The sequence below is a fragment of the Desulfoconvexum algidum genome, from assembly GCF_055382125.1.
Map to the genome: position 1 here is coordinate 5705397 of NZ_AP042394.1, position 22721 is coordinate 5728117.

Consider the following 22721-nt stretch of genomic DNA (forward strand, 5'->3'; position numbering starts at 1 on the left):
ATCAGTATGCCTCCCTGAAAATCAATCGTTTCTGGGACCAGTCTGCCAGGGCTTTAAGGACAAAATAGATGCACATGTAAAAGAAAGCCACCGTAAAAAAGGCTTCCGAGGGCATGAATCGTTCCGATGTCATGGTCTGGCCCGCTCGGGTCAATTCCGCCACAGAAATCAGGGAAAGCAGGGCCGAGTCCTTTACCAGGACAATGGCCTGGCCCAACAGGGGCGGTACCGTGACCCCCAGGGCCTGGGGCAGGATAATAAAGCGCATCCGCTGGAGATAGCTTAAACCCGAAGCGACCCCGGCCTCAAGCTGGCCAGGCTCCACCGCATTGATCCCGGCCCGGATGATCTCTGCAATATAGGCCCCGGAATTAAGTGTCAGGGCCAAAATCCCCGTCTGGAGCTCGGGAATTCTCAACCCCAGGGTGGGCAGCCCGAAATAAAGAAAATATATCTGCACCAGTAAAGGGGTGGACCGGATGATCTCAATATAGGCAATGGCCGGGTATTTTAGGGCTTTGATACTGGATATCCTTGCGGAACAGGCGATGATTCCCGTGGCCAATGCCAGCAGGATGGAGACAATGGATATGAAAAATGTGGCTTTAAGGCCCCCCAGAAAAAGGGGCAGATACTCCATTATAATTCTAAAATTAAAATCTGTCAGCATGGTGTTGTCCGTTTGGGTTAGGGGATGTGCGCCGCAAAAACCGGCGCACACCATTTACTGAAATTTACCAACACAAAGATCAAATATTTTTTAGACAGAATCTAATGATCTTTTTTCCATTCGATACCTTCTAACCAATAGGCGATGTTGGCATCATATTCACCATTGGAACGGACGGTTTTAAAATAAAGGTTAATCCACTGCCTCAGGTTGTCAGAGTCCTGGCGAACAGCAAATGCCAAGGGATCTTTGCCCTGACCCAACCGTTTGTCCAGAAGGCGAACCGAGTTGGGCGGAAAGTCCGGCAAAACCGTTAACACGGCAAGGTCATCATTCACACCAGCATCCACATGGCCTGCAACCAGCGCCTGAACAATCATCCGACCGCCGCCTTTATAGGACTTGATCTTGACATTGGGCAGATATTTTTTGGCAATGGTCTCACCGGTGGAACCCAGGAGAACTCCGACGGTAACGTCTGATTTATTCACATCTGCAAGGGTTTTAAAGCTGGCACCCGTGGTGGTGAAAACACAGGGCTGTACTTCGATCCAGGGATCGGTAAAGGAAATTTTAAGGGCCCGTTTCAGGGTGGGGGTCATGTCAGCAGCCAGGATATCGGCTTTACCGGAAAGCAGAGCCGGGATCAAACCGTCCCAGTCAAAATCAAGAACTTTTATTTTAACGCCCATGGCATCGGCCATTCCCTTGGTGAAATCAACCATGGATCCAGCCGGTTCCCCGTTTTTGTCAATAAAGGCATAGGGAGGCGCACCCGACTGAACTGCCACCCGAAGCTCGCCCCTTTTGACAATTTCGCTCAAGGTTCCTGCAAAACAGATCCCGGTAAAAAAAACAGACATGGCAAAGGCCAAAACAATTGAAACCAATTTTTTTCGACTCATGTTCTTCTCCTTTTTTGTTGCGTTATAAACAAACGGTTACACCGTGACGTCCCTTTATCTATTAGCTATGTGCTATTCTTATATCTCCTCCAGCGTTTCCTGAATGATGATTCCTCTTTTTTTAAGACGCTCCATGAAAGGCTTTACGGGGATATGGGTCATGGGAGACAGCACCCCTCGTTGAGTAATTTCGCCCCTTGCAATCATCTTTGCCACAATACAGGCGGTATATCCCACCCCTTTGCTCATGGCCGAAATCCCGGTGTCAAGGTCCCGCTCAATGAGCATGGAGCTGGTAAGCCGCATGGGTTTATGGTCTATCATTCCCTCAAAGATATTGATCATGGCAACCAAATCCTTTTCATCCGGCTCATATTGCATCCTGGGGCCCAGGTGCTTGTCCAAAAAATCCATGGGAGAAACATTGCCGGCCAACCCCGGAACCGGTTCTTCACTTAAAAAACCCAATTCCTTGAGGGGGCGCCAAAAATCACTCCACCCGGGCCAGCGCAGGGAATAGCGACCGGTGTGAACAATATCTTTTGTTATCCCCATGCGATCTGTAAAAAAGACGGCATCCCCGTTGGGGACAGCTTCAAGGGTTCCCAATGCGGGGAATTCAATGGAATGACCATGGGCGGGGTCATGCTGATCTTTACCGGGAATATCAATGATGTTGCCATTTTTTATGATCCGGGCATCCCGCATGATGGAACTCAATACCCCCCGCCAGATCCAGGAAACCTTATATTTCATCGGGTTTGTGCAGGCCTTTTGTTCAGGAAATCCACCGCAATAGGAATTGATAACAGACAGAGAATCAAACCGTTGCCTTGCATCCCCATAAATCACAAGATCTATCCCCGGGTCAAGCCCGCATTCGGTCATGATGGTGATCCCCGCCTCTTTGGCCCTTTTATCAAGGGCTTCAGGCGAATAGGTATAATTGGTGTTGACCACATTCATCCGGGCTTCCAGGGCAGCTTCATATACAACGGTTTTAAATTCCTTGGGCAGAAGGTCAATGACCACGTCCACCCGTTTATAAAGGTCCAGCAGGTCTGCCTTATTTTGTGCATCCACCTTCACCTGGGTTATCTTTTCCATGTTGGTGAAACCGGCTATCTTGGACAATCCATCAAACTGAATGTCTGCACAGATAATCTCTTTCACCTCATCATCAGACGCCAGATCATGGAGTGCGGTTCTTCCCTGGATACCCGCCCCACCGACAACTAAAATTTTCATATAGGCCCCATTTTTTTGTTTTCATTCATATGGTTCTGGACACCCCTTGGCATCCATTAATGTACACATTAAAGTGACCCCCTAGGACACTACAATTTAACAAACAGCTGCTCAAATGTGGTCCGGACATGCTGTTTCATCAGGTTGCAGGCTTTCTCCTCATTTCGGTTTTCAATGGCCTTCACAATCTGAAAATGCTGCTGGGGGCCTGTTTCCTGGTTTCCTGAAGCCAGTTTTCCCGTATAATATTTATCAAAAAATATAATATAAGTATGGGAGCGCCAGAAGGCATTACGACAGTATTGCTCCAAATATTTATTTTGGCTGATCCTTGCGATTCCCAGGTGAAATGACTCATTGACACGGATATAGCCCAATCTTGAAGGGGTATCTACCAATGCCCTTTCTTTTTCAATCAACCCGTAAAGAAAAACCAGATCCTCATCGGCGACGTACCGGGCAGCCGAGGCCGCGGCAAGTCCCTCTATGTTCTCCCTTGCAAAAAAAACATGGCGGGCATCTGCCGGGCTTACCGCAGGAACAAAACACCCTTTTTTCTTTTTTTTATCCAGAAATCCTTCTGCGACCAACTGTCCCAAAGCATGTCTGACAGGGGTTCTGCTCAGTCTCAAGGAATCAGACAATTCGGTTTCAAGCAAAGAATCCCCGGGTTTAAAATGATTGTCCAGAATCAACCGGATAATCGATTTATATGCGAATTCTTCCAAATTATTTTTCGCCATCGCCACTGCTCCTTGGAATTATGATGTATACATTAGGAATGTACTGACATTTTTGTCAAGTTTTTTTTGAGTTTCTTTTTTTTACACATAATTTCCCCGACAATCCTTTCATTGAGAAACCGATTCAATTGCCCCCACAGGAATGATATGGTATCCTGGCCCCTGGGCTAAAAGGATCAACTTCCAGGTGGTTAGGAGTCGGATGGCCATACGATAATAAAAGGAATTTAAGCATGAATGTCTGCTATGAGGGAAATGTGTTGGAAGAATTGCTTTGGCTGTTAAAACTGGAAAAGATAGAAAAAAATATTTTCAGGGGCCAGAGCCAGGACTTAGGGTATGGGAATGTCTTTGGCGGCCAGGTCATCGGCCAGTCCCTGTCTGCCGCATCAAGAACCCTGGCGACAGGATTTCATGCCCACAGCCTCCATGGATATTTCATGCGGGCCGGGGACGCCACACAGCCCATTGTGTATACCGTGGACTGCATTCGTGACGGAAAAAGTTTTGTAACCCGCCGGGTGGTCGCGGTTCAAAAAGGGCAGGCCATTTTCTCCATGGCTGCATCTTTTCACAGAAAAGAACAAGGATATTCCCACCAGGATACCATGCCGGACATCAAAGGACCGGAAGGCATCGAATCGGAAGTTGAAATGGCCAAACGCCTTGCAGATAAGATTCCGCCTGGTATTCTCGAAAAGCTGCTCTGCAAAAAACCCATTGAAATCCGGGTGGTCAACCCGGTCAACCCCTTCGCCCCCAAGCCCATGCCCCCGGAAAAATATGTCTGGTTCAGGGCCATTGGCAAGATACCGGCTGAAGATACCGCAGCCCACCGATATATCCTGGCCTATGCTTCGGATTTTCACCTGGTATCCACCTCCTTGTATCCCCACGGCAAAACCTTTTGGTCCCAGGATATGCAGGTGGCCAGCCTGGATCATTCCATCTGGTTCCATCGGGAATTTGCAATGGATGACTGGCTGCTCTATGTAATGAAAAGCCCGATAGCCTGCAATGGAAGGGGACTGAACATCGGATCCGTCTATACCCGGGAGGGGGCGCTTGTGGCCAGCGTTGCCCAGGAAGGGTTGTTGCGACCTCTAAAAAAATAACCCGCCCTCCGACATAAAACAACCGGCACACAATAAAAGGGGAGGTCCCCTTGGGAGCTCCCCTTTCATTGTATACACAAAGGTTCCTACCGTTTTCCTATCGAATTCTGATCAAAAAAACGGATCAGCCCTAGTTGTTTTCCGCCCGGAGGTCTTTTTTCAAAATTTTCCCGGTGGCCGTCATGGGCAAACCCTCACGAAAATTGACAATTCGCGGATATTTATAGGCCGCCATCTGCTCTTTGGACCACTCAATGATCTCTTGTTCGGTGATGGAAGCCCCCTCGTTGAGGACAACATAGGCAGCAATCTCCTCTCCATGTCGGTCATGGGGAACCCCCAGAACAGAGACCAGGGAAACAGCAGGATGGGTCAGCAGCACCTCTTCTATTTCCCGGGGGTAAACATTGTACCCCCCCCGGATAATCATGTCCTTGACCCGGTCCACAATATAAAAATATCCATCTTCGTCCTTTTTCCCGAGATCTCCGGTATGGAACCAGGAGGTTCCGGCAAATGCTTCCGCCGTAGCCTCTGGTTTATTGTAATACCCTTTCATCACATTATGGCCCCGGATGACCAGTTCTCCGACTTCCCCCACTGCCACAGGTGCGTGGTTCTCATCAAAAAGATCCACCTCTATCCCCCAGATGGGGGTGCCGATGGACCCGGGTTTTCGTTCCTTGGTCGGATGGCTGAAGGTGGCCACCGGACAGGTCTCAGACAATCCATACCCCTCCAGGATCGGAATCTTATATTTTTCCTCAATGCCCTTAATAATCTCAAGGGGCAAAGAAGAGGCACCGGAGATACCGATGCGAAGATTTTTAGCTATTTTTTCAATATCAAACTGGCCCTCTTTGTCTTGATAACTCAGCAATGCCCAGTACATGGTGGGGACCCCTGCGAAGACGCTTGCACCCTCATCTTGTATGGCGGACAGCACCGCTTCCGGGGTAAACTTGGGAATCAGGACCAGGGTGTTGCCCGACAAAAATCCGCCATTCATCTGGCAGGTCTGGCCAAAGGAATGGAACAACGGCAGCACGACGCAATGAACATCATCAGCCGTTTGCTGGAGAAGATGACGGGTGCCGATGGCATTCATGGTCATGTTGGAATGGGAAAGCTCTGCCCCCTTGGGGAAACCGGTGGTACCCGAGGTGTAGAGAATGACAGCAGTATCTTCAGGACTGGTCATTTCGGTATCACACACAGGAGACGCCCCGGCAATGAGCTGTCCCAGGGTCTTGGTGCCTTCAATGGGGGAGGCAGCAGCAGGGTCTGCCGTAATGACAAAAAATTGTTCACAGGTATCTGTCTGGTTAAAGCCTGCAAAGCCCTCCTGGGCCATGGGAAGCTCGGGGGTTCCCTGGAAACAAAAATAGGCTTTGGCCTCACTGTCCTTAAGATGATAGGCGATTTCCCGCCCTTTCAGCAGAACATTCAACGGAACAACCACTGCCCCTGTTTTTAAAATTCCATAATAGACCATGGGGAAATAGGGCAGGTTCAAACAGCTCAAGGCGACCTTGTCACCCTTTTTAATCCCTATTTTTTTCAAAGAATTGGCCACCATATTGACCATGGCAGCCACCTGGGAGAAACTAAAACTTTTGTCCTGAAAAATAATGGCTTTTTTGTCGGGAAACTCTTTTGCGCTGTGTTCAAAAGTACTCACCAGATTTAACATTGAATTCCTCCTGAGATTATGGTTGTTGTTCTGACCGGAATAAAAATAAACGCTATCTTATCCCCAGAATTTGGTCAAGGGATTTTCACCCTGTAATGAATCATTTCCGGAGGTGTTTTAATTGAACAGCCAGCCGGTAACCCAGCATGGCAATGCATTCTGCATCCAGGTATGTTTCCACCTGTCGCTCAAAAAGAAGAGAACATGCCGGGGGAAAAGTGTCATCGGCGTCATTGAAAAGCATCACCATGAGAATTTTAGGCAGCCCCGCCACCTGAATGGCCAGGTCATAACTGACATCCAGATCGGGTGCAACCCCTTTCAACGCGGTCATGCCATGTTTGAGTTCCTCAATTTTCCCTGTAAACCCGGTGGCAATGGCCTGTTCCACATTGTCCCGAAAATAGACGGTCAAGGGCCCTGACGTCTTCAGGTCTCTGAAGGCAACCCAGTGACGGTCCTGGGGCAATATATCAGGACACATGAGCAAATGACGACACAGAATAATGCAGATATCGTACATGGGTTTTTTCCCTGAAGAATCCCGAATTCCCCGGGAAGAAATTTCATAGGGTTTGCCCAAAAGTGGCAATATGATGGACTTTCCCCTAGGATTTTTATTTATCTGCCCACCCAGTTTCAGGGCAATGGCCTCAAAATCAAGGGAGGACAATTGTTGAAGATACTCATTATAATGTTTTTCAAACACCAGGGATTTAGGTTCCATGCCAGGTCATCTCCTTTTTAATATCAATGGGGATTAAGATATAGACATGGCTTCGTTAAATCAACCCATATCTATTAATTAGGGGGTCCCTTTCCCCGTCAAATGATCAGAGCACAAAATTGTTTGAAAATTTTTAACCAAAGGCTTTATATAAATTTTTTTGGGGCTTGTTTTATAAATCTTGCCTTCACGGACAAGTCCTTGCCCCGTCGTCATACCAAGATATTCCCAGTTCGAAGCTTGATAGCATGTCCCCTGATAAAGTTGAGGATCAACAAAGGTCTCCAATAAAACCGGCTGAAAACCCCATTTTCCCTGCCAGTCATCTCTCAACCTTCGACTCACCTTCCCTAGTGAATGACTGGCCAAATTCTTGATGTTTACCCATGGAAAGATCAAAAAACGAGTGTTGTTAATAACCCATGCCAAATTTCGCAGTCGCTGATCTTTTGTCCACCCGATCCATTCATCTCTTACCCTCATCGATTTTGCAGCACCTGAAAATAATAAGCATCCAAGAATGTTGTGATCATTCTTAATGAAATACCGCATGACATAACCGAAGGGTTTACTATAACCAAGATAATGATAGCGAGACATATATTCATTCCAAAGTTCGATGTCCTTCTTATCTCTTACAATCTCCAAATTAATATCACCAAAATCACCTACTATATTTTTTATAATGGGCTCAGGTTCTGTTCTGGACGTTAATACTATTTTTGTTTTTTTCGATTTGACCTGAATCTTCTTTTCAGGAAGTCGTAATAAACCTTTCGCTTCTAATTTCTCCAACATTTTCAGGCAGGCATCAAATTTGTTATTGCCTGATGCCCTCCGCCAATTAAGATGTTCACAGATTGTTTCCGTTAATTCGTGGAGGCTTAAATTTGAAAACAAACGGACAGTTTCCTGCACCTCTTGTATTTCTTGATGGGTCACTGGACGACCGCAGCACACCATGGCAGGATCATTTTTCTGAAGCATAGCGGCAACCTTTTTCTTTGGTTTGGGTATTAAAACAACGATACATTACCAAAATCAAAAATAATCGGCTACCGTTTTTTTGCGACATAAAAAAGTATCTAGGGCAAAGGCGTTTTTGTATAGGCGATGCCTGCTTCATCAGATCCGTACAATTTCAATTTTTTTGCCGCTTCCACCTCGGACACCCAGTTCGGATTCAAAAGCATGGATTTACCGGAAAGAACCATATCGGCATCCTGCAGGGCCTCATCCGCTGTTTTCCGGTCATGGATCTTTCCGCAGATCAATATGGGCAGTTTTGTTGCCTCCCGGGTAATCTGTGTCATGTTTTGATCTGTACCAAAGGCCTTTGCACTATAATCATAGGTGGACAGGGAAATGGCATCTAAGGATTCCCTGGAAAAAAGCCCAATCATCTCCTGCCACTCAGCCTTGCTCTCAAACAAAGAAACATCCATGTCGGCAATGCCCCAGTTGGAAACCCGTACAAAAAGAAGACGATCACGGGGAATTACCAATCGAACTGCTGCGATCACCTCATGAACAAACCGGTAGCGATTTTCCATGGATCCACCGTAATCATCTGTTCTCAGGTTGGAATAGGCAGACAAAAACTGGTTGAGCAGATACCCATGGGCACAATGGATTTCAAACCCGTCAAACCCTGCTGCCATGGCACCCTTGGCAGTTTCAACAAACCCTGAGATCACCTCATCCATGTCGGACTGGTTCATCACCTCGGGCACGGGATAGGGAGCGCCGGTCATGGGATTGTCCTGTTTGGGAGCAATGGGGCTGGGACCCAAAACCCGGTTGGCTGGGTTAATCCCTTCATAGGCCATTCGGCCGCAGTGAAATGCCTGACAAATGGAAACAGCCCCGTATTCACGGATCTTATCGGTCACCTGTTTCCATGCAGCCACCTGATCCTGGTTCAACAATCTTGCCTGGCCCGGATACCCCTGGGCGCTCGCATAGTCCGTAACAATGGCCTCATTGTAAACAAGCCCTGCATTATTTTTGGCCCGGGTCACCAGAAAATCCAATACATCTTGTCTGGGAATGCTGTTGTCCCCTGCGGACATCCGGGTCATGGGAGCCACACCGATTCGATTTTTAAAGGTGATATTGTTTATGGTCATGGGTGAAAAAAGGGAGGTTGTCATCATTTTTCTCCTTAATTATATTGTTTAGGTTAAAAGAACACCTCAGGGCACTGCCAAAACCGCACAATTACACAGATTATCGCTATTTCTTATCCAGTGGTTGTTGAAATTTGGATCTAATGGGTGATTTTTTTTCTCAGGGTTTTTAAGTTTCCATGCCGGGTCTTTGAATCCATGCGCTTTTGTTTTGATGAACGGGAAGGTTTACTGGGCCTTCTTTTCCGCTGTTCCTTGACCGCCCCCCGTATCAAGGCAACCAGCCGCTTCAGCCCGTCTTCCCTGTTTTTTTCCTGGCTTCGAAAGGTTTGGGCCTTGATCACCACCACCCCGTCCTTGGTAATCCGGCTGTCCTTTAAGGCCAGAAGCTTTTCTTTATAAACCCCGGGCAAATCCGATGCCGGGATATCAAAGCGCAGGTGAATTGCAGACGACACTTTGTTGACATTCTGGCCCCCCGGTCCCTGGGCCCGAATGGCCTGGAACTCAATGTCTCGCTCAGAAATGCTCACCATATTTGAAATTTTTAACAGGGTCTCTTCCATTTTTTTGTCCTTGGGTTACAGATTAACCCTGTTTTCGGACCATGTCAATGTGGGGAATACCGTCTTCTATATATATTTTGGATATGGTTTCAAATCCATGGGACTGATAAAAACGTTTCAAATATTCCTGGGCACCAATCTGAATGGGAATACCCGGCCAGTTATCCCGGGCCAATTCCATGGCCTTTTCAATCAAGTCGTGGCTTAAGCCCCTGCCCCGAAAAGTTTTGGCGGTCACAACCCTCCCGATACTGACCCCGGGATAACTGACGCCGGGGGCCAGAATCCTGAGATAGGCGGCCAGATTCCCATCTGCCAGGCGGATTGCCACATGAAGGGTTTCTAAATTAAGATCCTTCCCATCCAGCTCAGGATAAGGGCAGGCCTGCTCCACCACAAACACATCCACCCTCAGCCGGAGCAGCTCATAGAGTTCTGACGCCGTCAATTCGCTAAATTTTTTAATTTCCCACTGGATTGGCACCATACCATCCCCCCCCCCACGCAACACAAAGCTCACACACAAAACAATAGTCCTATATCCAATAGTAAAAACAATATTAACATAAAATGGCTATGCATGAAACTGCGGAAAACAAGGTATTGAAATGTTTACGACCTCAATGCCTGGAAAAATAGTTGACAGCACCTGCATGCAGGGGTATGCCCAACCGGTTTATTTTAGTATCCGGTTTTTGCAAAGAAAGTGCAGGATGCGCATGAAAAAGTCTTTTCTGATTGCTGAATATGGCATCAAGGACCTCGTAGACGGTTTCTTGATCAAGATCCTGGGATGCCACCAGAAGGGTTTGGGTTCCCAATGTGTTTATATCTGTTGTCTGCTCAGGGTAAGTGCCCGACGGGATGGTGACGTTTAAAAAGGCGGGGTGGCGGGAAACCAATTGATCAATATCACTGTCATTCATATCGGCCATGTCGGCGTTACAAAGACCAAATAGTTGTTGCAACGGGGTGGCGGGATGTATTCCCAGATAAATCATTGCATCTATGCTGCCGTGACAAAAGGCCATGGTATCCTGTGACTGGGAATCTGAAATTTCAGTCACCAACAGAAACTCTTTTCTTGACCAGCCCTTTGCGGTTAAAATCATCTCAAACAAATGGCTTTGAGGGGAAAGGGGGCTACCTGCATTTATCCGTTTTCCCTTGAGATCCTCCAGCTGCTTGATACCGGTATTATGACCAACGATAAGGGTGATCGGCACATCATAAAGGGGAAGAAGAACCCTTACGCTTTTGTAGTTGATATCAAGGAACTGAAAGTTTCCAATTTTGTTAACGGCATCATACAGCATGCGTGAATCAATCAATGCTATGTCCAGGGAACCCTGCTGAAGATTTGTAAGGTTATGGATATCACCGGAACCAGATACTGCCTTGCAGTTAACACCTTTAATTTGTTTGTTGATTATCCTCTCAAGCACGCGGCCTGAAAAATTGGAAAAAGTGCCTGGCCTGGCTGTGCCCAAAAGAATGTCAAACCCAGGGGCAGGAGCAGCATAAAAAAACAGGATTAAGAAAACTACCAGGGGTAACCAAATGGGGGTTATGGTGTTGTAATTTTTCATAATCGTTCTCCCGGATACAAAAAAGTATGTTTATGAATTTTACGATATTTACTTTTTTTGACATATCTACAGCTTAATTGTTAAAAAAAAGACTGGTTAAAGTCAAGGAATGATTAAAAAAACAGCCTGGTTTTATTCGCAATAAGTCTTCATCTCACTTCCCGGAGAGGATCATTAATGTCTGGTCATCGGACTGGGGAGCCAATTGGGTTTTGCATCGTTCTTTGATAAAGGCTATCTGCTCGTCAAGGGGTAATTTTTTTGACAAGAGCAACCACCCCAGGAATCCTTTTATCCCCAACTCTTTGCCAAGCTCTTTTGGGCTTCCAATTTTTAGTCTGCCCTCTGTAAAACCGTCTGTATACAGGAACAACCGGCTGTTTTTCAGGGTAAATTTATTTGCCGGATACAATATCCCCGACAGCACCCCCAAAGGCGGGCCCTGGGCTTCTAATTTTACAATTTTCTTTTCACTGACAATGAACGGGGGCAAATGACCCAGGTTAATAAGACGAAGTTCATGGGATTCAGGGTTCAAGCACCCGCCGACAAAGGTAACAAACATACCCCTGACAGCTGTTTCACAAAGTTCATCGTTCATGAGATGAACCACTTCACTGATATCGGTCATCACCTTGCACAAACACCGAAAAAGAGAAATGGCCTTGGCCATGAGCAATGCTGCAGAGGTTCCTTTGCCGGAAACATCCCCGATACAAAAACAAATGGTGTTGTCTTTTCTTATAAAATAATCGTAAAAATCCCCGGACAGATGAAAGGCCGGCATATTAATGGCCGCCACCCCACAAATTTTCTCAATATCAGGTTGAAGGTGTTCTTGAATCTCCCTTGCAATATCAAACTCAGCCGCCAGCTTACCGGCATATTCATCCCGCTGTTTTAAGGAAGTCTGCAATTTCCAGGTCAGTTCCTGATAGCTTATATTATCTTCTATCAGTTTTCTATTGGCCTGTTCCATCACCATTTCAAAATCAATCTGTGACCCGACGACAAGATTCAATGCCCTGGAGGTTTCTTCAACCTGGCCAGGTAACAGGGACAATAAAGATTCCACTTTATCGTCTGCTAATCCGAAAAGTGCTTTTGATTTTTGTTTTAAGTCTGCCAGGGCCGTCGCTTTTTCATGGCAGGTGTAAATGGCATTGCATAAATCCGCCAAATGCAGCATTCCCGCCAAAACCGACTGTTTTTCCTGTTGTCCAAACTTTTTGGAATCTCGTCGATGAAAAAAAGAATGGTGGTTCCCGATTGCCTGGGTATAGGATTTGGGCAGGTTCCATTTTTTAAAGACCAAAGCCCCGACACGATCATGGGCGGTACCAAACAATTTCTCTTCCATTTCATGGCGTTTTCCCGGAAGATTGGATCTTAACAAAGGCCACCGATCCGCTTTTGAAGGTTCCATGGAAAACAAGATCAGCAAACCGATATCCTGGAGCATTCCAGCCGTAAAGGCCTGTTCCACCGGTCCATTTACCAGGTATCCAAACTGCCGGGCCGCAACCCCCCTTCGTATGGAGTCTTCCCAGAATAAATCAATTTCAAACCCGGGGATATCATTCTTTGAAAGCGTTTCTTTCACCGCAAAACAGAGTATCAGATTTCGAAGGCTATCCAACCCCATGGCGGTCACAGCATCGGAAATGGTTTTAATTTGTTCTCGAAATCCAAAAAACGGAGAATTGACCAGACTCAGCAGCTGGGCTGTTAAGGCGGGGTTCAAAGATATCAATTGGGTCAGCTTGTCTATTTTGGCATCATCGCGCAGGGTATACTGAATCAATTGCATGACCTGCCCATCTGGGACCGGCAAATTTTCAGGTTTAAAATCCCGATAAAAAATGCCGGTCATTAACAAACCCGTAAACAAATTTGATGATTAACAAAAATAAGATTCTTCACGATTTCCCTGGAAGTTGAATTTTCAATATGACATTTTTTTACCACAAACCGTGGGGAACTCACAAGAGACAAAAAAAAGAGTCCTGCTAAAATTTTCCCAACGAATCAATGCCAACACATTGCAATTGGTTGCGGCCTTTTGATTTTGCCTCATACAGGGCCTGGTCAGCATTTTTGATTAATAGGTCATAGGATTTTTTAACCGTTGGGATGGTTGCGGCACATCCTAAACTGACGGTTATTTTGTCATTTACCAGAGAAAATTCATGGGGAATATTGAGTTCTTCCACGCTATGCCTCAATCGTTGTGCAAATTCAGCAGCTTTCTCAATAAAGGTGTTGGGCAGTATGCCGACAAATTCTTCGCCGCCATAGCGTGCAATAAAATCAGCGGGTCTTCTTGACGCCATATTAAGGTTTTGTGCCACTTTCTTCAGACAGTCGTCACCGGCGCTATGTCCATAATTGTCATTAAATAATTTAAAATAATCAATATCAATCATAATAATGGATACAGGATAGGAGCCTCTTACAGCACGTTTCCATTCCATCTTAAGGTAATCATCAAACTTTCTTCTGTTGGGAATTCCGGTTAAACCATCCAGGGTTGAAAGATCTTCTAAAAGATCACGATGTTTTTTAAGTTCCAGGTGTGTTTTGGCCCTGGCCTTTACAATGGGAATGCTGAACGGTTTTGTAATATAGTCAACTGCGCCATAGTCCAACCCTTTTGTTTCATCAGCCTCCTGATTTTTTGCCGTAATAAAAATAACCGGTATTTTTTCTGTTTTTGGGTTCTGTTTTAATCGTTTACAAACTTCATACCCATCAATTCCAGGCATTAGGATATCAAGCAAAATAAGGTCCGGGGGAGCTTCGGAACCGGCTATTTCAAGGGCTTTTTCGCCGGTGGTAGCCATTTTTATCTGGTAATCGTTTTTTAAGGCTTCACCCAACACCCGTATGTTTGTCGGTTGATCATCAACAATGAGAATAGTAGAACGAATTGAGTAGTTGACCATTTTACATACCTTTTAAAGTAATATTAAAAAAACGGGCTATCTTGAACAATACAACTTCTGCTTCATCAAAGTCAAAATTATTGATGGCCTTATCCAAACTCAGAATGTCATTGGGTTTGATTTTCTTTTGTATCATTTCTTTTACAATGCCGAACCTGTCAATTGCTTCCAGGTCATTTTCTATAATTTTTTCGTGCAAAGATAGGATGTTTCGTAAAATATCTTGCTGCCCAAATTCCTGTTTGTTTTTTTGGGGAGCTGTGGGCTGTGGGTTAATAAAAGAATCATTTAGTTTAGCAACGGTTTTTGACGCTTCCTTAAAGGTTTTTTTATAATTATTGAGCAAGACACTATCAGCGGTTGATTTTTTTTCAATAGAAACCTCCAGTCCTGTTGTTGATTCATACAGACTTGAAAGTGAAAGGTTGCCGGCAATGCCCTTAATACTGTGCAGATACCCGAGCACCTCGGCAATTTTCTTTTCCTTGACCATGGTGTTGATTTTTTCCATGGAATTTTTATGGTCATTTATAAAATCTGCTAAAAGCTGAACATAAAGTTTAGTATCTCCCATGAAACGGGAAAGTCCTGATTTAACGTCAATGCCGGGCAAGGCGTCGGGCAGGGTATGGAAGGGGTGAATAGAAGAGGCCTTTTTTGCCTGGCTCAAATCAGGGTTGATTCCTTTTTGATGAATTAAATGGTGTTTATTGCCCTTATATTTTATAAGCTTTGAATACAGCAGGTTGGAATCAATGGGCTTTGATATATAATCATTCATTCCCGCATGAATACACTTTTCCCTATCACCGGTCATGGCATGGGCTGTCATTGCAATAATGGGAATCTCCTTTAATTTTAATTTGTTCCTGATGATATCTGTGGCACAATACCCATCCATTTCAGGCATCTGGATATCCATTAAGACAAGATCAAATTCTTTTGTTTCCAGGAGTTCAACCGCCTTAAGTCCTGTAGAAGCAATGGTAACCACAACACCTGCATATTCCAGCATTTTTTCGGCGACAAGCTGGTTAATGGTATTATCTTCAGCAAGCAGCACCCGAAGGCCTTTGAGCCTGCCATGATCAGTTGTCGTGTCTTTGGTCTCGATTGTTTGAGAAATAAAATGGCCTTGCTTCTTTCCAAAAACATCCATTATCATGTCAAGAAGAATGGATTGTTTGACAGGTTTTATTAAAAAGTTGTTTACACCGGCCTTTTCAAATTTTTTAATGACTTCTTCCCTGCCAAAAGCCGTCATCATGATGATAGAGATCCTATCCATATCAGGATTCTTTCTGATGCGCTTTGCTGTTTCAAGACCATCTAATCCCGGCATAATCAGATCCAGCATCACCAGTTTAAAGGGGGACCCTTCCCTCTGGGCTTTTTCAAGTTCTTTTACCGCTTTTTCACCGGAATCAACCGTATTGACGTGAAAGCCGAAGGACGATAATGTTTCTCGCATGATATCCCTTGCTGCTTGATTGTCATCAACCACAAGGACATTCATCTCCTTTAGTTCTTCGGTCAGGGCCGTCTTGCGGAACCTTGTTTTTTGTGTTTTAAACCTTAGATCAAAGCTGAATGTCGTTCCTTTTCCAGCTTTACTTTTTACTTCAAGGTGGCCTCCCATAAGCTCAATCAGCTGTTTCGAGATGGAAAGCCCTAACCCTGTGCCGCCGTATTTTCTTGTTGTGGACCCGTCTGCCTGGACAAAAGAGTCAAACAGTTTATTGAGCCTGTCTTTGGGGATGCCGATACCCGTATCCTGAACGCTAAACTCAAGTTTAATATAATCGGTATTCTTCTCAAGGCAGGAAACGCTGACAATGATTTCTCCTTTTTGTGTGAATTTAACGGAATTTCCTGTGAGGTTTATCAGGGCCTGTCTTAATCTTAACGGATCTCCAATAAGCTTACCGGGAATCTCATTTGAGATGGAGATGATAAACTCAATTTCTTTTTCAGCTGTTTTAGGGGAAAACATGTCAGAGACACTTTCCATGACATCGTCAAGCCTGAAATCGATTTTTTCTATATTCATTTTGCCGGCATCAATCTTGGAAAAATCAAGAATATCATTGATTATCCCAAGAAGGGATGTGCTTGAAGATTTTATCTTGTTTAAATAATCCCTTTGCTTTTCATCAAGCTCAGTTTTTAAAACAAGCTCTGTAAGCCCCATAATGGCATTCATAGGCGTCCTGATTTCATGGCTCATATTCGCTAAAAATTCACTTTTGGAGTTTGCGCTTGCCACTGCCGCGTTTTTAGCTATTTTTAATTCTTCCTGGGATTTTGTATGAATAATTATCTGTGAAACAAGGCTTGAAAAGATTTCAAGGGGCCGAACAGATTCATCTGTCGGTTTTTTTCTTGACATTGGGTTATCAACCCAAATAAATCCGATCAGTTTTTTTGATGCATCAAGCATCTTGACAAAAAGCATATCATCTTTGTCCCATGAATCAGAAGATGGTCCTGGGGGGGGCTGCTTTTTTTCTGCTGCCGGTTTCAAACGATAGGCTTTCTGAAGCGAAGACGATTTGATTAAAACAGAAAACTGGCCGATTTTTTCACCGCTTTGTAAAAAATCATTTAAAAAAGAAGGGCGGATAATAGTATTTTTATACCGTTCAATATTCTTTGAACTGAGGCCATCATATGCAAGGATTTCGTGATACGGTGCCTTTTCGGTCAAATAGAAAATTGCAACTTCTTTGTAATTTGAATATTTGACAATGGCCTGGCTTATTTGTCTAAAGGTATGTTTGGGATTTTTTGCAGAAATCATTGATGCCGCAGCCATGCTGAATTGTTCGGTCTGGTTGGATATGATTTCGAGCTGCTCCCTGCTTATGGCCAGGGCTTCTTCAGAGCGTTTTCTTTCTACTGCCAGAGCAATCTGGTCTGACACAGCAACAAAGATGTCAACATCTTTACGGGTGAAATAATCCGGATCTGAATAGTGCTGGACAGCCATGACACCGATTACCTTGCCCTTGATAAGCAAGGGAACCCCTAACCATACCACGGCCTGAGTTCCGGTCGCCCTGTTTCCTTTATGTTTTTTATTGAGTTCGTTTTTATTGAACAATACGGGTTTTTTGCTTTTAATGACATCCAGCGTGAGAAACCGGCTTTTGTCATTGTACTGCATTGCCCCTTTAAACGGGGCACCATCGAATTCATCAGCATAAAAGGGAAAATGCATAAGTTTTTTTATCTCATCAACAATACAAATAAAAAAATTGGGAAGGTGCTTTAACTGGTGTAAGGTCTGAAAAATGGATCCATATAACTCGTCCAGATTGTCAGTGGTGTTCACGGCATTTGAAATTGTAAAAAAAATTTTATTGAGCAGTTCACTTCTTATTTTTGCCTTTTCCTCCCTCTTTTTATCGATGGCCATGGCAACTTGGTCAGAGACCGCAATCAGCAGGTCCATATCCCTTTGATCATAAATATCAGGATTATCGTAGCTTTGAACAACGATGGCCCCAATGACCCCTTTTTTTGTTTTCAAGGGTGTGCCAAGCCAGAGTTCGGATGGAGACCCGGCAACTTCAAGTCCCATAGCCTTTGCCCGGACAATGGATTGTTTCTTTGTATAAAAAAGCGTTTTGTTTTTTTGTATGACTTCTTGTGTTAAAGAACTGGATTTGCTGGCCTGCCTGAGATCCTTGAGAACCCCGTCTTTTGTGTCCACATTATAAGGGAAAGAGAGGACATCCTTTTTTTTATCATACAGGGCAATATAAAAATTTGTGGCATCCAGAATATGATTCAATGAACGATGGATTGATGCATACAACTCATTTAAATCCTGGGTTGTATTGGCAGCATTGGCAATTTTAAAAAGAGTCCTGGCAAGTTTCTCACTGTCTTTAAGTTCATTCCCTGAAGTCACCGTTATTCATTCCTTGTTTTTTATAGCGTCATTATGTTCATTTTAAATTCTTATTTATTTACACCATTGGGTTGAGCTATTCAAAGGTCTTTGAACTTTTTTTTGCGGTTCGGTTCTATTTTTTCCATGGACAGCTTATTTTTTCCAGAAAATTGCTGCCTTCATTCAATATCACCCCCAGCAGACTCATGCCGAATATTCCCACAAACATGGTGTTGAAATCCATCTGGCCCCAGGCATCCATAATCAAATATCCCAGGCCTTTTGATGTGGCAAAAGACTCGACAAAAAACAAAACAGCCACACTGACCCCTGAATTCAGGCGAAGCGCTGTAAACCCGTGGGGAAGTGCGGCGGGAAAATATCCTTCCCAGAATAACTGCCAACGACCGGCCCCAAGGGATCGAATGGAATCCAGATGTTGCGGTTGAATCGCCCGAACCCCGTCCCGGGTTGCTACCAATACCTGGTACCCGAGAATCAGGCTGATAATAATGATCTTGGACAGATCCCCCAGCCCGAACAACAAAAGAACCACCGGCAGCAATACAACCTTGGGAATGGGATAGGTCATGGACACAAACGGAGACAAAAAATTGTCCACCCGGCGGGCACTGCCCATCAGGATACCGATGGGAAAGGCAACGCCCCAGCCGATGATCATTGCCATCACTGCCCTGAACGCACTGGCTGCAAAATGGTGCCAGAATTGGGATGTCATCAGGGCTGCCAGAAATGTGTAAATAGCATCTTCCGGGTAGGGCAGGACATTTTGAGACACTAGGACTGCCAGGACTTTCCATACCAGGCAAACCACTATAATCGTGATTGAATATGGCACAGCGATACGCTTGATAAATTTCACCAGTATTCTCCTATTTTATGCCGGATGGACCGAATCAACTCGTAATATTCACTGGTCCGCCGATAGGCAAGGTCCCCGAATCCTGGATTGTCAAATATCTCGTGTATGGATGCAGGGGTGCCGGAAAGAATCAAGATGCGTTTGCCCAGAAAAACCGCTTCTTCCACGCTATGGGTGACCAGAAGATACGGCACGGACGTCTCAAGCCAGGTGATCAGCAGGGTGTCCTGAAGTGTTTCCCGGGTGATGGCATCCAAAGATGAGAACGGTTCGTCCATGAGCAGCAGGCGAGGTTTGGATGCATAGGCCCTGGCAATGGCCACCCGTTGCTGTTCGCCGCCGCTCATGACACAGGGGAAATCATTTTCTCGACCCGCAAGACCCAGTTCCGCTAAAATTTTTTGTGCCCGGGCATTTCGATCTTTTCTGGAAACGCCCTGTATTTTTAACCCCAGCGCCACATTCTGCAAATTGGTTTTCCAGGGCAAAAGGCCATAATTTTGCAGGATCAACGCCACATCCGGAACCGGTTTGGATATCGGCCGGTTATCGAGCAGGATCCGACCGCTTTCGGGTTTCTCAAGCCCGCTGATCAGATGCAGCAGGGTTGTCTTGCCACACCCGGAAGGGCCCAGAATAACGATCGTTTCCCGGGCATCCAAATGAAAGGAAATATTTTTTAAAACGACTTTTGAATCAAATTCTTTGCATATATTGCTGATGGTTAGCATGGGAATCTTTGCGCTAGGGAATTAAATTTTCGTAGGAAATGGAGTGGTGTAACAATCCCTTTTTCATCATCCAGTCCTGAATCTGCTGTACTTCAATCCTGGTGGGTATCCGGGGTGCCGGGTATCGGTACACGGGAAAGGTATCGACCAGGTTCCCGGGAATCCGGCAGGTTTTTGCCATCAGCCCACGATATTTTTCCGGGGTCTTATTGACTGCGGTCACAGCTTTTGTATAGGCTTTGACAAACGTGTCGGCCAGATAACATTTATCCCTATGAATATTCAAGACGGTCAGCGGCATATCCAGCCCCTGGTCGGTCACAACCAGCCTTGCTCCCCTGTCTTGGGCCAGCGAGGTCAGCGGTTCGGGTAACAAGGCCGCATCAATCTTGCCCGTCAACAGCATTTGCAGCCGAATGGGCATCTGCTTGATTTCGATTTCTTCCAATAGCATCTTGTTCGTTTCGGGCAGCTGTTTTAAATGATCGAATAGATATTCAATAATCGAGGCTTTGGAAATCGCCACCGTGATTTTGCCCTGTTCCCGGGCCAGGGGCAATTTTGGAGACAGCATCAACCCGAACATCCGCTGTTTTTTATCGGTTGCATAGGAAACCGTTAAAAATCGGACCGGAATCTTATTTTTGACCAGGAGTAAGGTCGCCGGCATATCACCGAAAAATCCATCCAGTTGACCGGTTTGCATGGCCGTGTTCCTTTCCATGGCACTGGAAAAAGACACCAGTTTAAGATCGATATTTTCCGCCTTGAAATATCCCTCCATCACCCCCACTTGAAGCGGCAGTGTATCAATGACCGGAAGAATACCCATGCAAAACGTCTCAGCCGAAGCGACTCCGGCTACCAGTAAAAAAATGACAACAAGCAGCCAGACAATCCCTATTGGTTCTTTATCATCCTTACCTTTTAATTGTTTCACCATCAAGCAGGCCTCACTCTTTCCTGACAAAAATTTTTAACCCGTGCAAAACGAAAACATAAGTTTGCGTTATGCAGCAATGACGCTATCTATACTCTAATTTTTCCCATGGGTAAAGGTCTGGACCATTTCCCCGTGAAGTTGTTTTTTTTGGTTTTCTGTGAATACCGTTACCGTTTCAAACAGGTCGTCGGACGGGATAATATTGAAAGGCAATTCTTTCCCCTAATCGTCCATTTTAAAGTTCACTATTATAAATTTTACTAAATTAAGGCTATTTTTTAGCATAGAATGAACCCATACATAAACTTTAAAGGCCTTTAAATAACAGTCCCTTATCAAGAAAAATCATTCTGTTCAGCATAGTGAACAAAATAGTTTATACCAACCCCACATTTTTGTTGACATGTCAACTTCCCAATGGTAGCTCAATAGGTATTCGTTGATTTTTCCCTTTAACATGAAGGAGACAAATATGCTGCTACCCACCTTTGAATTTCACGAGCCCCTTTCCCTGGAGGATGCACTGGAACTCAAGCGAGACCTTGGCGAGAATGCACGTTTACTGGCAGGCGGAACCGATCTTCTGGTCCACATGAAAAAAAAGCTGATCACCACGGACAACCTCATCAGCCTGACAAAAATCAAGGACCTGTCCCTGATTAACCGAGAAGAAAATGCCATTGTCATTGGCGCTTGCGCCACCATGGCAACCATTTCTTCAACCCCCATTATCCAGGAAAAATTCAAGGCCCTCAAGGCCGGCTGCGACAACCTTGGCAGCCATTTAATCCGAAATCGGGCGACCATTGGCGGCAATGCCTGCAATGCCAGTCCTGCCGGAGATACCCTGTGCGCCCTTTTGGTCTATGAGGCAACGGCCCTTTTGGCAAGCAGCGACACAAAACGGGAAATTCCCATTGCCAACTTTTTTACAGGCCCCGGCAAATCCTGTATAGCCCCCGATGAAATTCTCACGGGCTTCAGGCTTTCCATCCCAAGCGATAACAGTGATGCACACTATATCCAATTGGGGAAAAGGAAATCATCAGAAATCAATGTGGTCAATGTGGCATCCTTCCTTGAATATGATCCGGGCACAGGGAAAGTAACCACCTGCCGCATCGCCCTGGGTTCAGTGGCTGCCACCCCCATTAGAGCCCCCAGGGCAGAAGCCGCCATGCTGGGCCAGACGCCGGAGGAGGCCTCTTTTTTTGCTGCCGGTGAAAAAGCCAGAAGAGAAGACTGTCGTCCCATAGACGACTTTCGGGGCACCGCCGCCTACAGACAGGCCATGGTCGGCGTGCTGACCAAACGCACCCTTGCCGCGGCCTATGACCGGGCCAGCAGCGTTTCCCTTTAAGCCAGTGTGAATAAAACCTTTTCCAATGAGATCATTTTTTAAAAAAATAGTTCTGCAAAAACCGCGGCAACTGAACAGGAGAACTTAAATGAAAAAGATAATCACCCTGACCATCAACAATCAATCACATGAAATTGCGGTTGAGCCCAATATTACCCTTGCCGATATGCTCCGATACGAGTTGGCCCTGACCGGCACCAAAAAAGGATGTGACACAGGAGATTGCGGTGCCTGCACCGTCATCATGGATGGAGATGTTGTCAATTCCTGCCTGGTCCTGGCAATCCAGACCAACGGATCTGTCATTGAGACCATCGAAGGATTGAGCACGGACAAAGGACTTCACCCCCTCCAGGATGCCTTTGTTGAGAAAGGGGCCATCCAGTGTGGATTTTGCACCCCGGGCGTTATCATGTCCGCCAAAAACCTGTTGGATAAAAACCCCAACCCTTCGGAACAGGAAATCCGGGAAGGCATTTCAGGCAATCTTTGCCGGTGCACGGGATACCAGAAAATTTTCGAAGCCATTGAATCCCAGCGTTCATAAACCAGCCGACCCTAATCCTACCCAAAGGA

The 22721-nt window shown here is 45.4% G+C and carries 20 protein-coding genes; 3 read left to right on the forward strand and 17 right to left on the reverse strand.

The window, feature by feature from the left end; all coding sequences use genetic code 11:
* Position 1 precedes the first annotated feature (1 nt).
* From ACZ45G_RS25740 to ACZ45G_RS25755, 4 genes are all read right to left on the reverse strand, one after another.
* The gene (locus ACZ45G_RS25740) at positions 2–670 is read right to left on the reverse strand and encodes an amino acid ABC transporter permease (RefSeq protein ID WP_464173441.1); all 669 of its coding nucleotides are present in this window, start codon (positions 668–670) and stop codon (positions 2–4) included.
* Positions 671–771: 101 nt separating this feature from the next.
* Entirely contained in the window at positions 772–1575 is an 804-nt protein-coding gene (locus ACZ45G_RS25745) for an ABC transporter substrate-binding protein (RefSeq protein ID WP_464173442.1), read from the reverse strand.
* A gap of 78 nt (positions 1576–1653) precedes the next feature.
* Positions 1654–2823, reverse strand: coding sequence for a saccharopine dehydrogenase family protein (locus tag ACZ45G_RS25750; protein WP_464173443.1), 1170 nt, complete (start codon positions 2821–2823; stop codon positions 1654–1656).
* An 89-nt stretch (positions 2824–2912) separates the two neighbouring features.
* Positions 2913–3566 (reverse strand): GntR family transcriptional regulator, encoded by a 654-nt coding sequence (locus ACZ45G_RS25755; protein WP_464173444.1) that lies wholly within the window; start codon positions 3564–3566, stop codon positions 2913–2915.
* 233 nt (positions 3567–3799) lie between these two features.
* Here ACZ45G_RS25755 and tesB point away from each other — a divergent pair, with 233 nt between their 5' ends.
* Positions 3800–4681, forward strand: a complete 882-nt coding sequence (tesB, locus tag ACZ45G_RS25760; RefSeq protein WP_464173445.1) for an acyl-CoA thioesterase II — start codon at positions 3800–3802, stop codon at positions 4679–4681.
* A 130-nt stretch (positions 4682–4811) separates the two neighbouring features.
* Here the strand turns inward: tesB and ACZ45G_RS25765 are convergent, their stop codons facing one another.
* From ACZ45G_RS25765 to ACZ45G_RS25825, 13 genes are all read right to left on the reverse strand, one after another.
* Complete coding sequence (locus ACZ45G_RS25765) at positions 4812–6374, reverse strand: long-chain-fatty-acid--CoA ligase (RefSeq protein WP_464173446.1); 1563 nt, start codon at positions 6372–6374, stop codon at positions 4812–4814.
* A gap of 100 nt (positions 6375–6474) precedes the next feature.
* Positions 6475–7101 carry a DUF3786 domain-containing protein gene (locus ACZ45G_RS25770; RefSeq protein ID WP_464173447.1) on the reverse strand — a complete coding sequence of 209 codons (627 nt, stop codon included), beginning with the start codon at positions 7099–7101 and terminating at the stop codon, positions 6475–6477.
* Positions 7102–7179: 78 nt separating this feature from the next.
* Positions 7180–8088, reverse strand: coding sequence for a DUF4338 domain-containing protein (locus tag ACZ45G_RS25775; protein ID WP_464173448.1), 909 nt, complete (start codon positions 8086–8088; stop codon positions 7180–7182).
* A 98-nt stretch (positions 8089–8186) separates the two neighbouring features.
* Complete coding sequence (locus ACZ45G_RS25780; RefSeq protein ID WP_464173449.1) at positions 8187–9257, reverse strand: oxidoreductase; 1071 nt, start codon at positions 9255–9257, stop codon at positions 8187–8189.
* A gap of 113 nt (positions 9258–9370) precedes the next feature.
* Positions 9371–9796 carry an alternative ribosome rescue aminoacyl-tRNA hydrolase ArfB gene (arfB, locus tag ACZ45G_RS25785; RefSeq protein ID WP_464173450.1) on the reverse strand — a complete coding sequence of 142 codons (426 nt, stop codon included), beginning with the start codon at positions 9794–9796 and terminating at the stop codon, positions 9371–9373.
* A 22-nt stretch (positions 9797–9818) separates the two neighbouring features.
* Positions 9819–10283, reverse strand: a complete 465-nt coding sequence (locus ACZ45G_RS25790) for a GNAT family N-acetyltransferase (protein ID WP_464173451.1) — start codon at positions 10281–10283, stop codon at positions 9819–9821.
* 133 nt (positions 10284–10416) lie between these two features.
* Complete coding sequence (locus tag ACZ45G_RS25795; RefSeq protein WP_464173452.1) at positions 10417–11385, reverse strand: TAXI family TRAP transporter solute-binding subunit; 969 nt, start codon at positions 11383–11385, stop codon at positions 10417–10419.
* Positions 11386–11539: 154 nt separating this feature from the next.
* Positions 11540–13258, reverse strand: coding sequence for an HDOD domain-containing protein (locus ACZ45G_RS25800; protein WP_464173453.1), 1719 nt, complete (start codon positions 13256–13258; stop codon positions 11540–11542).
* 136 nt (positions 13259–13394) lie between these two features.
* The gene (locus ACZ45G_RS25805) at positions 13395–14330 is read right to left on the reverse strand and encodes a diguanylate cyclase (protein ID WP_464173454.1); all 936 of its coding nucleotides are present in this window, start codon (positions 14328–14330) and stop codon (positions 13395–13397) included.
* A gap of 1 nt (position 14331) precedes the next feature.
* Positions 14332–18246 (reverse strand): response regulator, encoded by a 3915-nt coding sequence (locus tag ACZ45G_RS25810; protein WP_464173455.1) that lies wholly within the window; start codon positions 18244–18246, stop codon positions 14332–14334.
* A gap of 115 nt (positions 18247–18361) precedes the next feature.
* Positions 18362–19111 (reverse strand): ABC transporter permease, encoded by a 750-nt coding sequence (locus ACZ45G_RS25815; protein WP_464173456.1) that lies wholly within the window; start codon positions 19109–19111, stop codon positions 18362–18364.
* The gene (locus ACZ45G_RS25820; RefSeq protein WP_464173457.1) at positions 19108–19842 is read right to left on the reverse strand and encodes an ABC transporter ATP-binding protein; all 735 of its coding nucleotides are present in this window, start codon (positions 19840–19842) and stop codon (positions 19108–19110) included. The genes ACZ45G_RS25815 and ACZ45G_RS25820 overlap by 4 nt, the downstream gene beginning before the upstream one ends.
* Before the next feature lie 13 nt (positions 19843–19855).
* Complete coding sequence (locus tag ACZ45G_RS25825) at positions 19856–20785, reverse strand: ABC transporter substrate-binding protein (RefSeq protein ID WP_464173458.1); 930 nt, start codon at positions 20783–20785, stop codon at positions 19856–19858.
* Between the two features lie 472 nt (positions 20786–21257).
* Between ACZ45G_RS25825 and ACZ45G_RS25830 the strand changes: the two genes are divergently transcribed.
* Entirely contained in the window at positions 21258–22145 is an 888-nt protein-coding gene (locus tag ACZ45G_RS25830) for an FAD binding domain-containing protein (RefSeq protein ID WP_464173459.1), read from the forward strand.
* Positions 22146–22233: 88 nt separating this feature from the next.
* On the forward strand, positions 22234–22692 hold the full coding sequence (locus ACZ45G_RS25835) for a (2Fe-2S)-binding protein (RefSeq protein WP_464173460.1): 459 nt from the start codon (positions 22234–22236) through the stop codon (positions 22690–22692).
* Positions 22693–22721 lie beyond the last annotated feature (29 nt).

Bases quoted from the DNA above. Each gene is read 5' to 3' on its own strand.
- ACZ45G_RS25740 (WP_464173441.1), bottom strand. From the start codon at position 670: ATGCTGACAGATTTTAATTTTAGAATTATAATGGAGTATCTGCCCCTT.
- ACZ45G_RS25745 (WP_464173442.1), bottom strand. From the start codon at position 1,575: ATGAGTCGAAAAAAATTGGTTTCAATTGTTTTGGCCTTTGCCATGTCT.
- ACZ45G_RS25750 (WP_464173443.1), bottom strand. From the start codon at position 2,823: ATGAAAATTTTAGTTGTCGGTGGGGCGGGTATCCAGGGAAGAACCGCA.
- ACZ45G_RS25755 (WP_464173444.1), bottom strand. From the start codon at position 3,566: ATGGCGAAAAATAATTTGGAAGAATTCGCATATAAATCGATTATCCGG.
- tesB (WP_464173445.1), top strand. From the start codon at position 3,800: ATGAATGTCTGCTATGAGGGAAATGTGTTGGAAGAATTGCTTTGGCTG.
- ACZ45G_RS25765 (WP_464173446.1), bottom strand. From the start codon at position 6,374: ATGTTAAATCTGGTGAGTACTTTTGAACACAGCGCAAAAGAGTTTCCC.
- ACZ45G_RS25770 (WP_464173447.1), bottom strand. From the start codon at position 7,101: ATGGAACCTAAATCCCTGGTGTTTGAAAAACATTATAATGAGTATCTT.
- ACZ45G_RS25775 (WP_464173448.1), bottom strand. From the start codon at position 8,088: ATGCTTCAGAAAAATGATCCTGCCATGGTGTGCTGCGGTCGTCCAGTG.
- ACZ45G_RS25780 (WP_464173449.1), bottom strand. From the start codon at position 9,257: ATGATGACAACCTCCCTTTTTTCACCCATGACCATAAACAATATCACC.
- arfB (WP_464173450.1), bottom strand. From the start codon at position 9,796: ATGGAAGAGACCCTGTTAAAAATTTCAAATATGGTGAGCATTTCTGAG.
- ACZ45G_RS25790 (WP_464173451.1), bottom strand. From the start codon at position 10,283: ATGGTGCCAATCCAGTGGGAAATTAAAAAATTTAGCGAATTGACGGCG.
- ACZ45G_RS25795 (WP_464173452.1), bottom strand. From the start codon at position 11,385: ATGAAAAATTACAACACCATAACCCCCATTTGGTTACCCCTGGTAGTT.
- ACZ45G_RS25800 (WP_464173453.1), bottom strand. From the start codon at position 13,258: ATGACCGGCATTTTTTATCGGGATTTTAAACCTGAAAATTTGCCGGTC.
- ACZ45G_RS25805 (WP_464173454.1), bottom strand. From the start codon at position 14,330: ATGGTCAACTACTCAATTCGTTCTACTATTCTCATTGTTGATGATCAA.
- ACZ45G_RS25820 (WP_464173457.1), bottom strand. From the start codon at position 19,842: ATGCTAACCATCAGCAATATATGCAAAGAATTTGATTCAAAAGTCGTT.
- ACZ45G_RS25825 (WP_464173458.1), bottom strand. From the start codon at position 20,785: ATGGTGAAACAATTAAAAGGTAAGGATGATAAAGAACCAATAGGGATT.
- ACZ45G_RS25830 (WP_464173459.1), top strand. From the start codon at position 21,258: ATGCTGCTACCCACCTTTGAATTTCACGAGCCCCTTTCCCTGGAGGAT.
- ACZ45G_RS25835 (WP_464173460.1), top strand. From the start codon at position 22,234: ATGAAAAAGATAATCACCCTGACCATCAACAATCAATCACATGAAATT.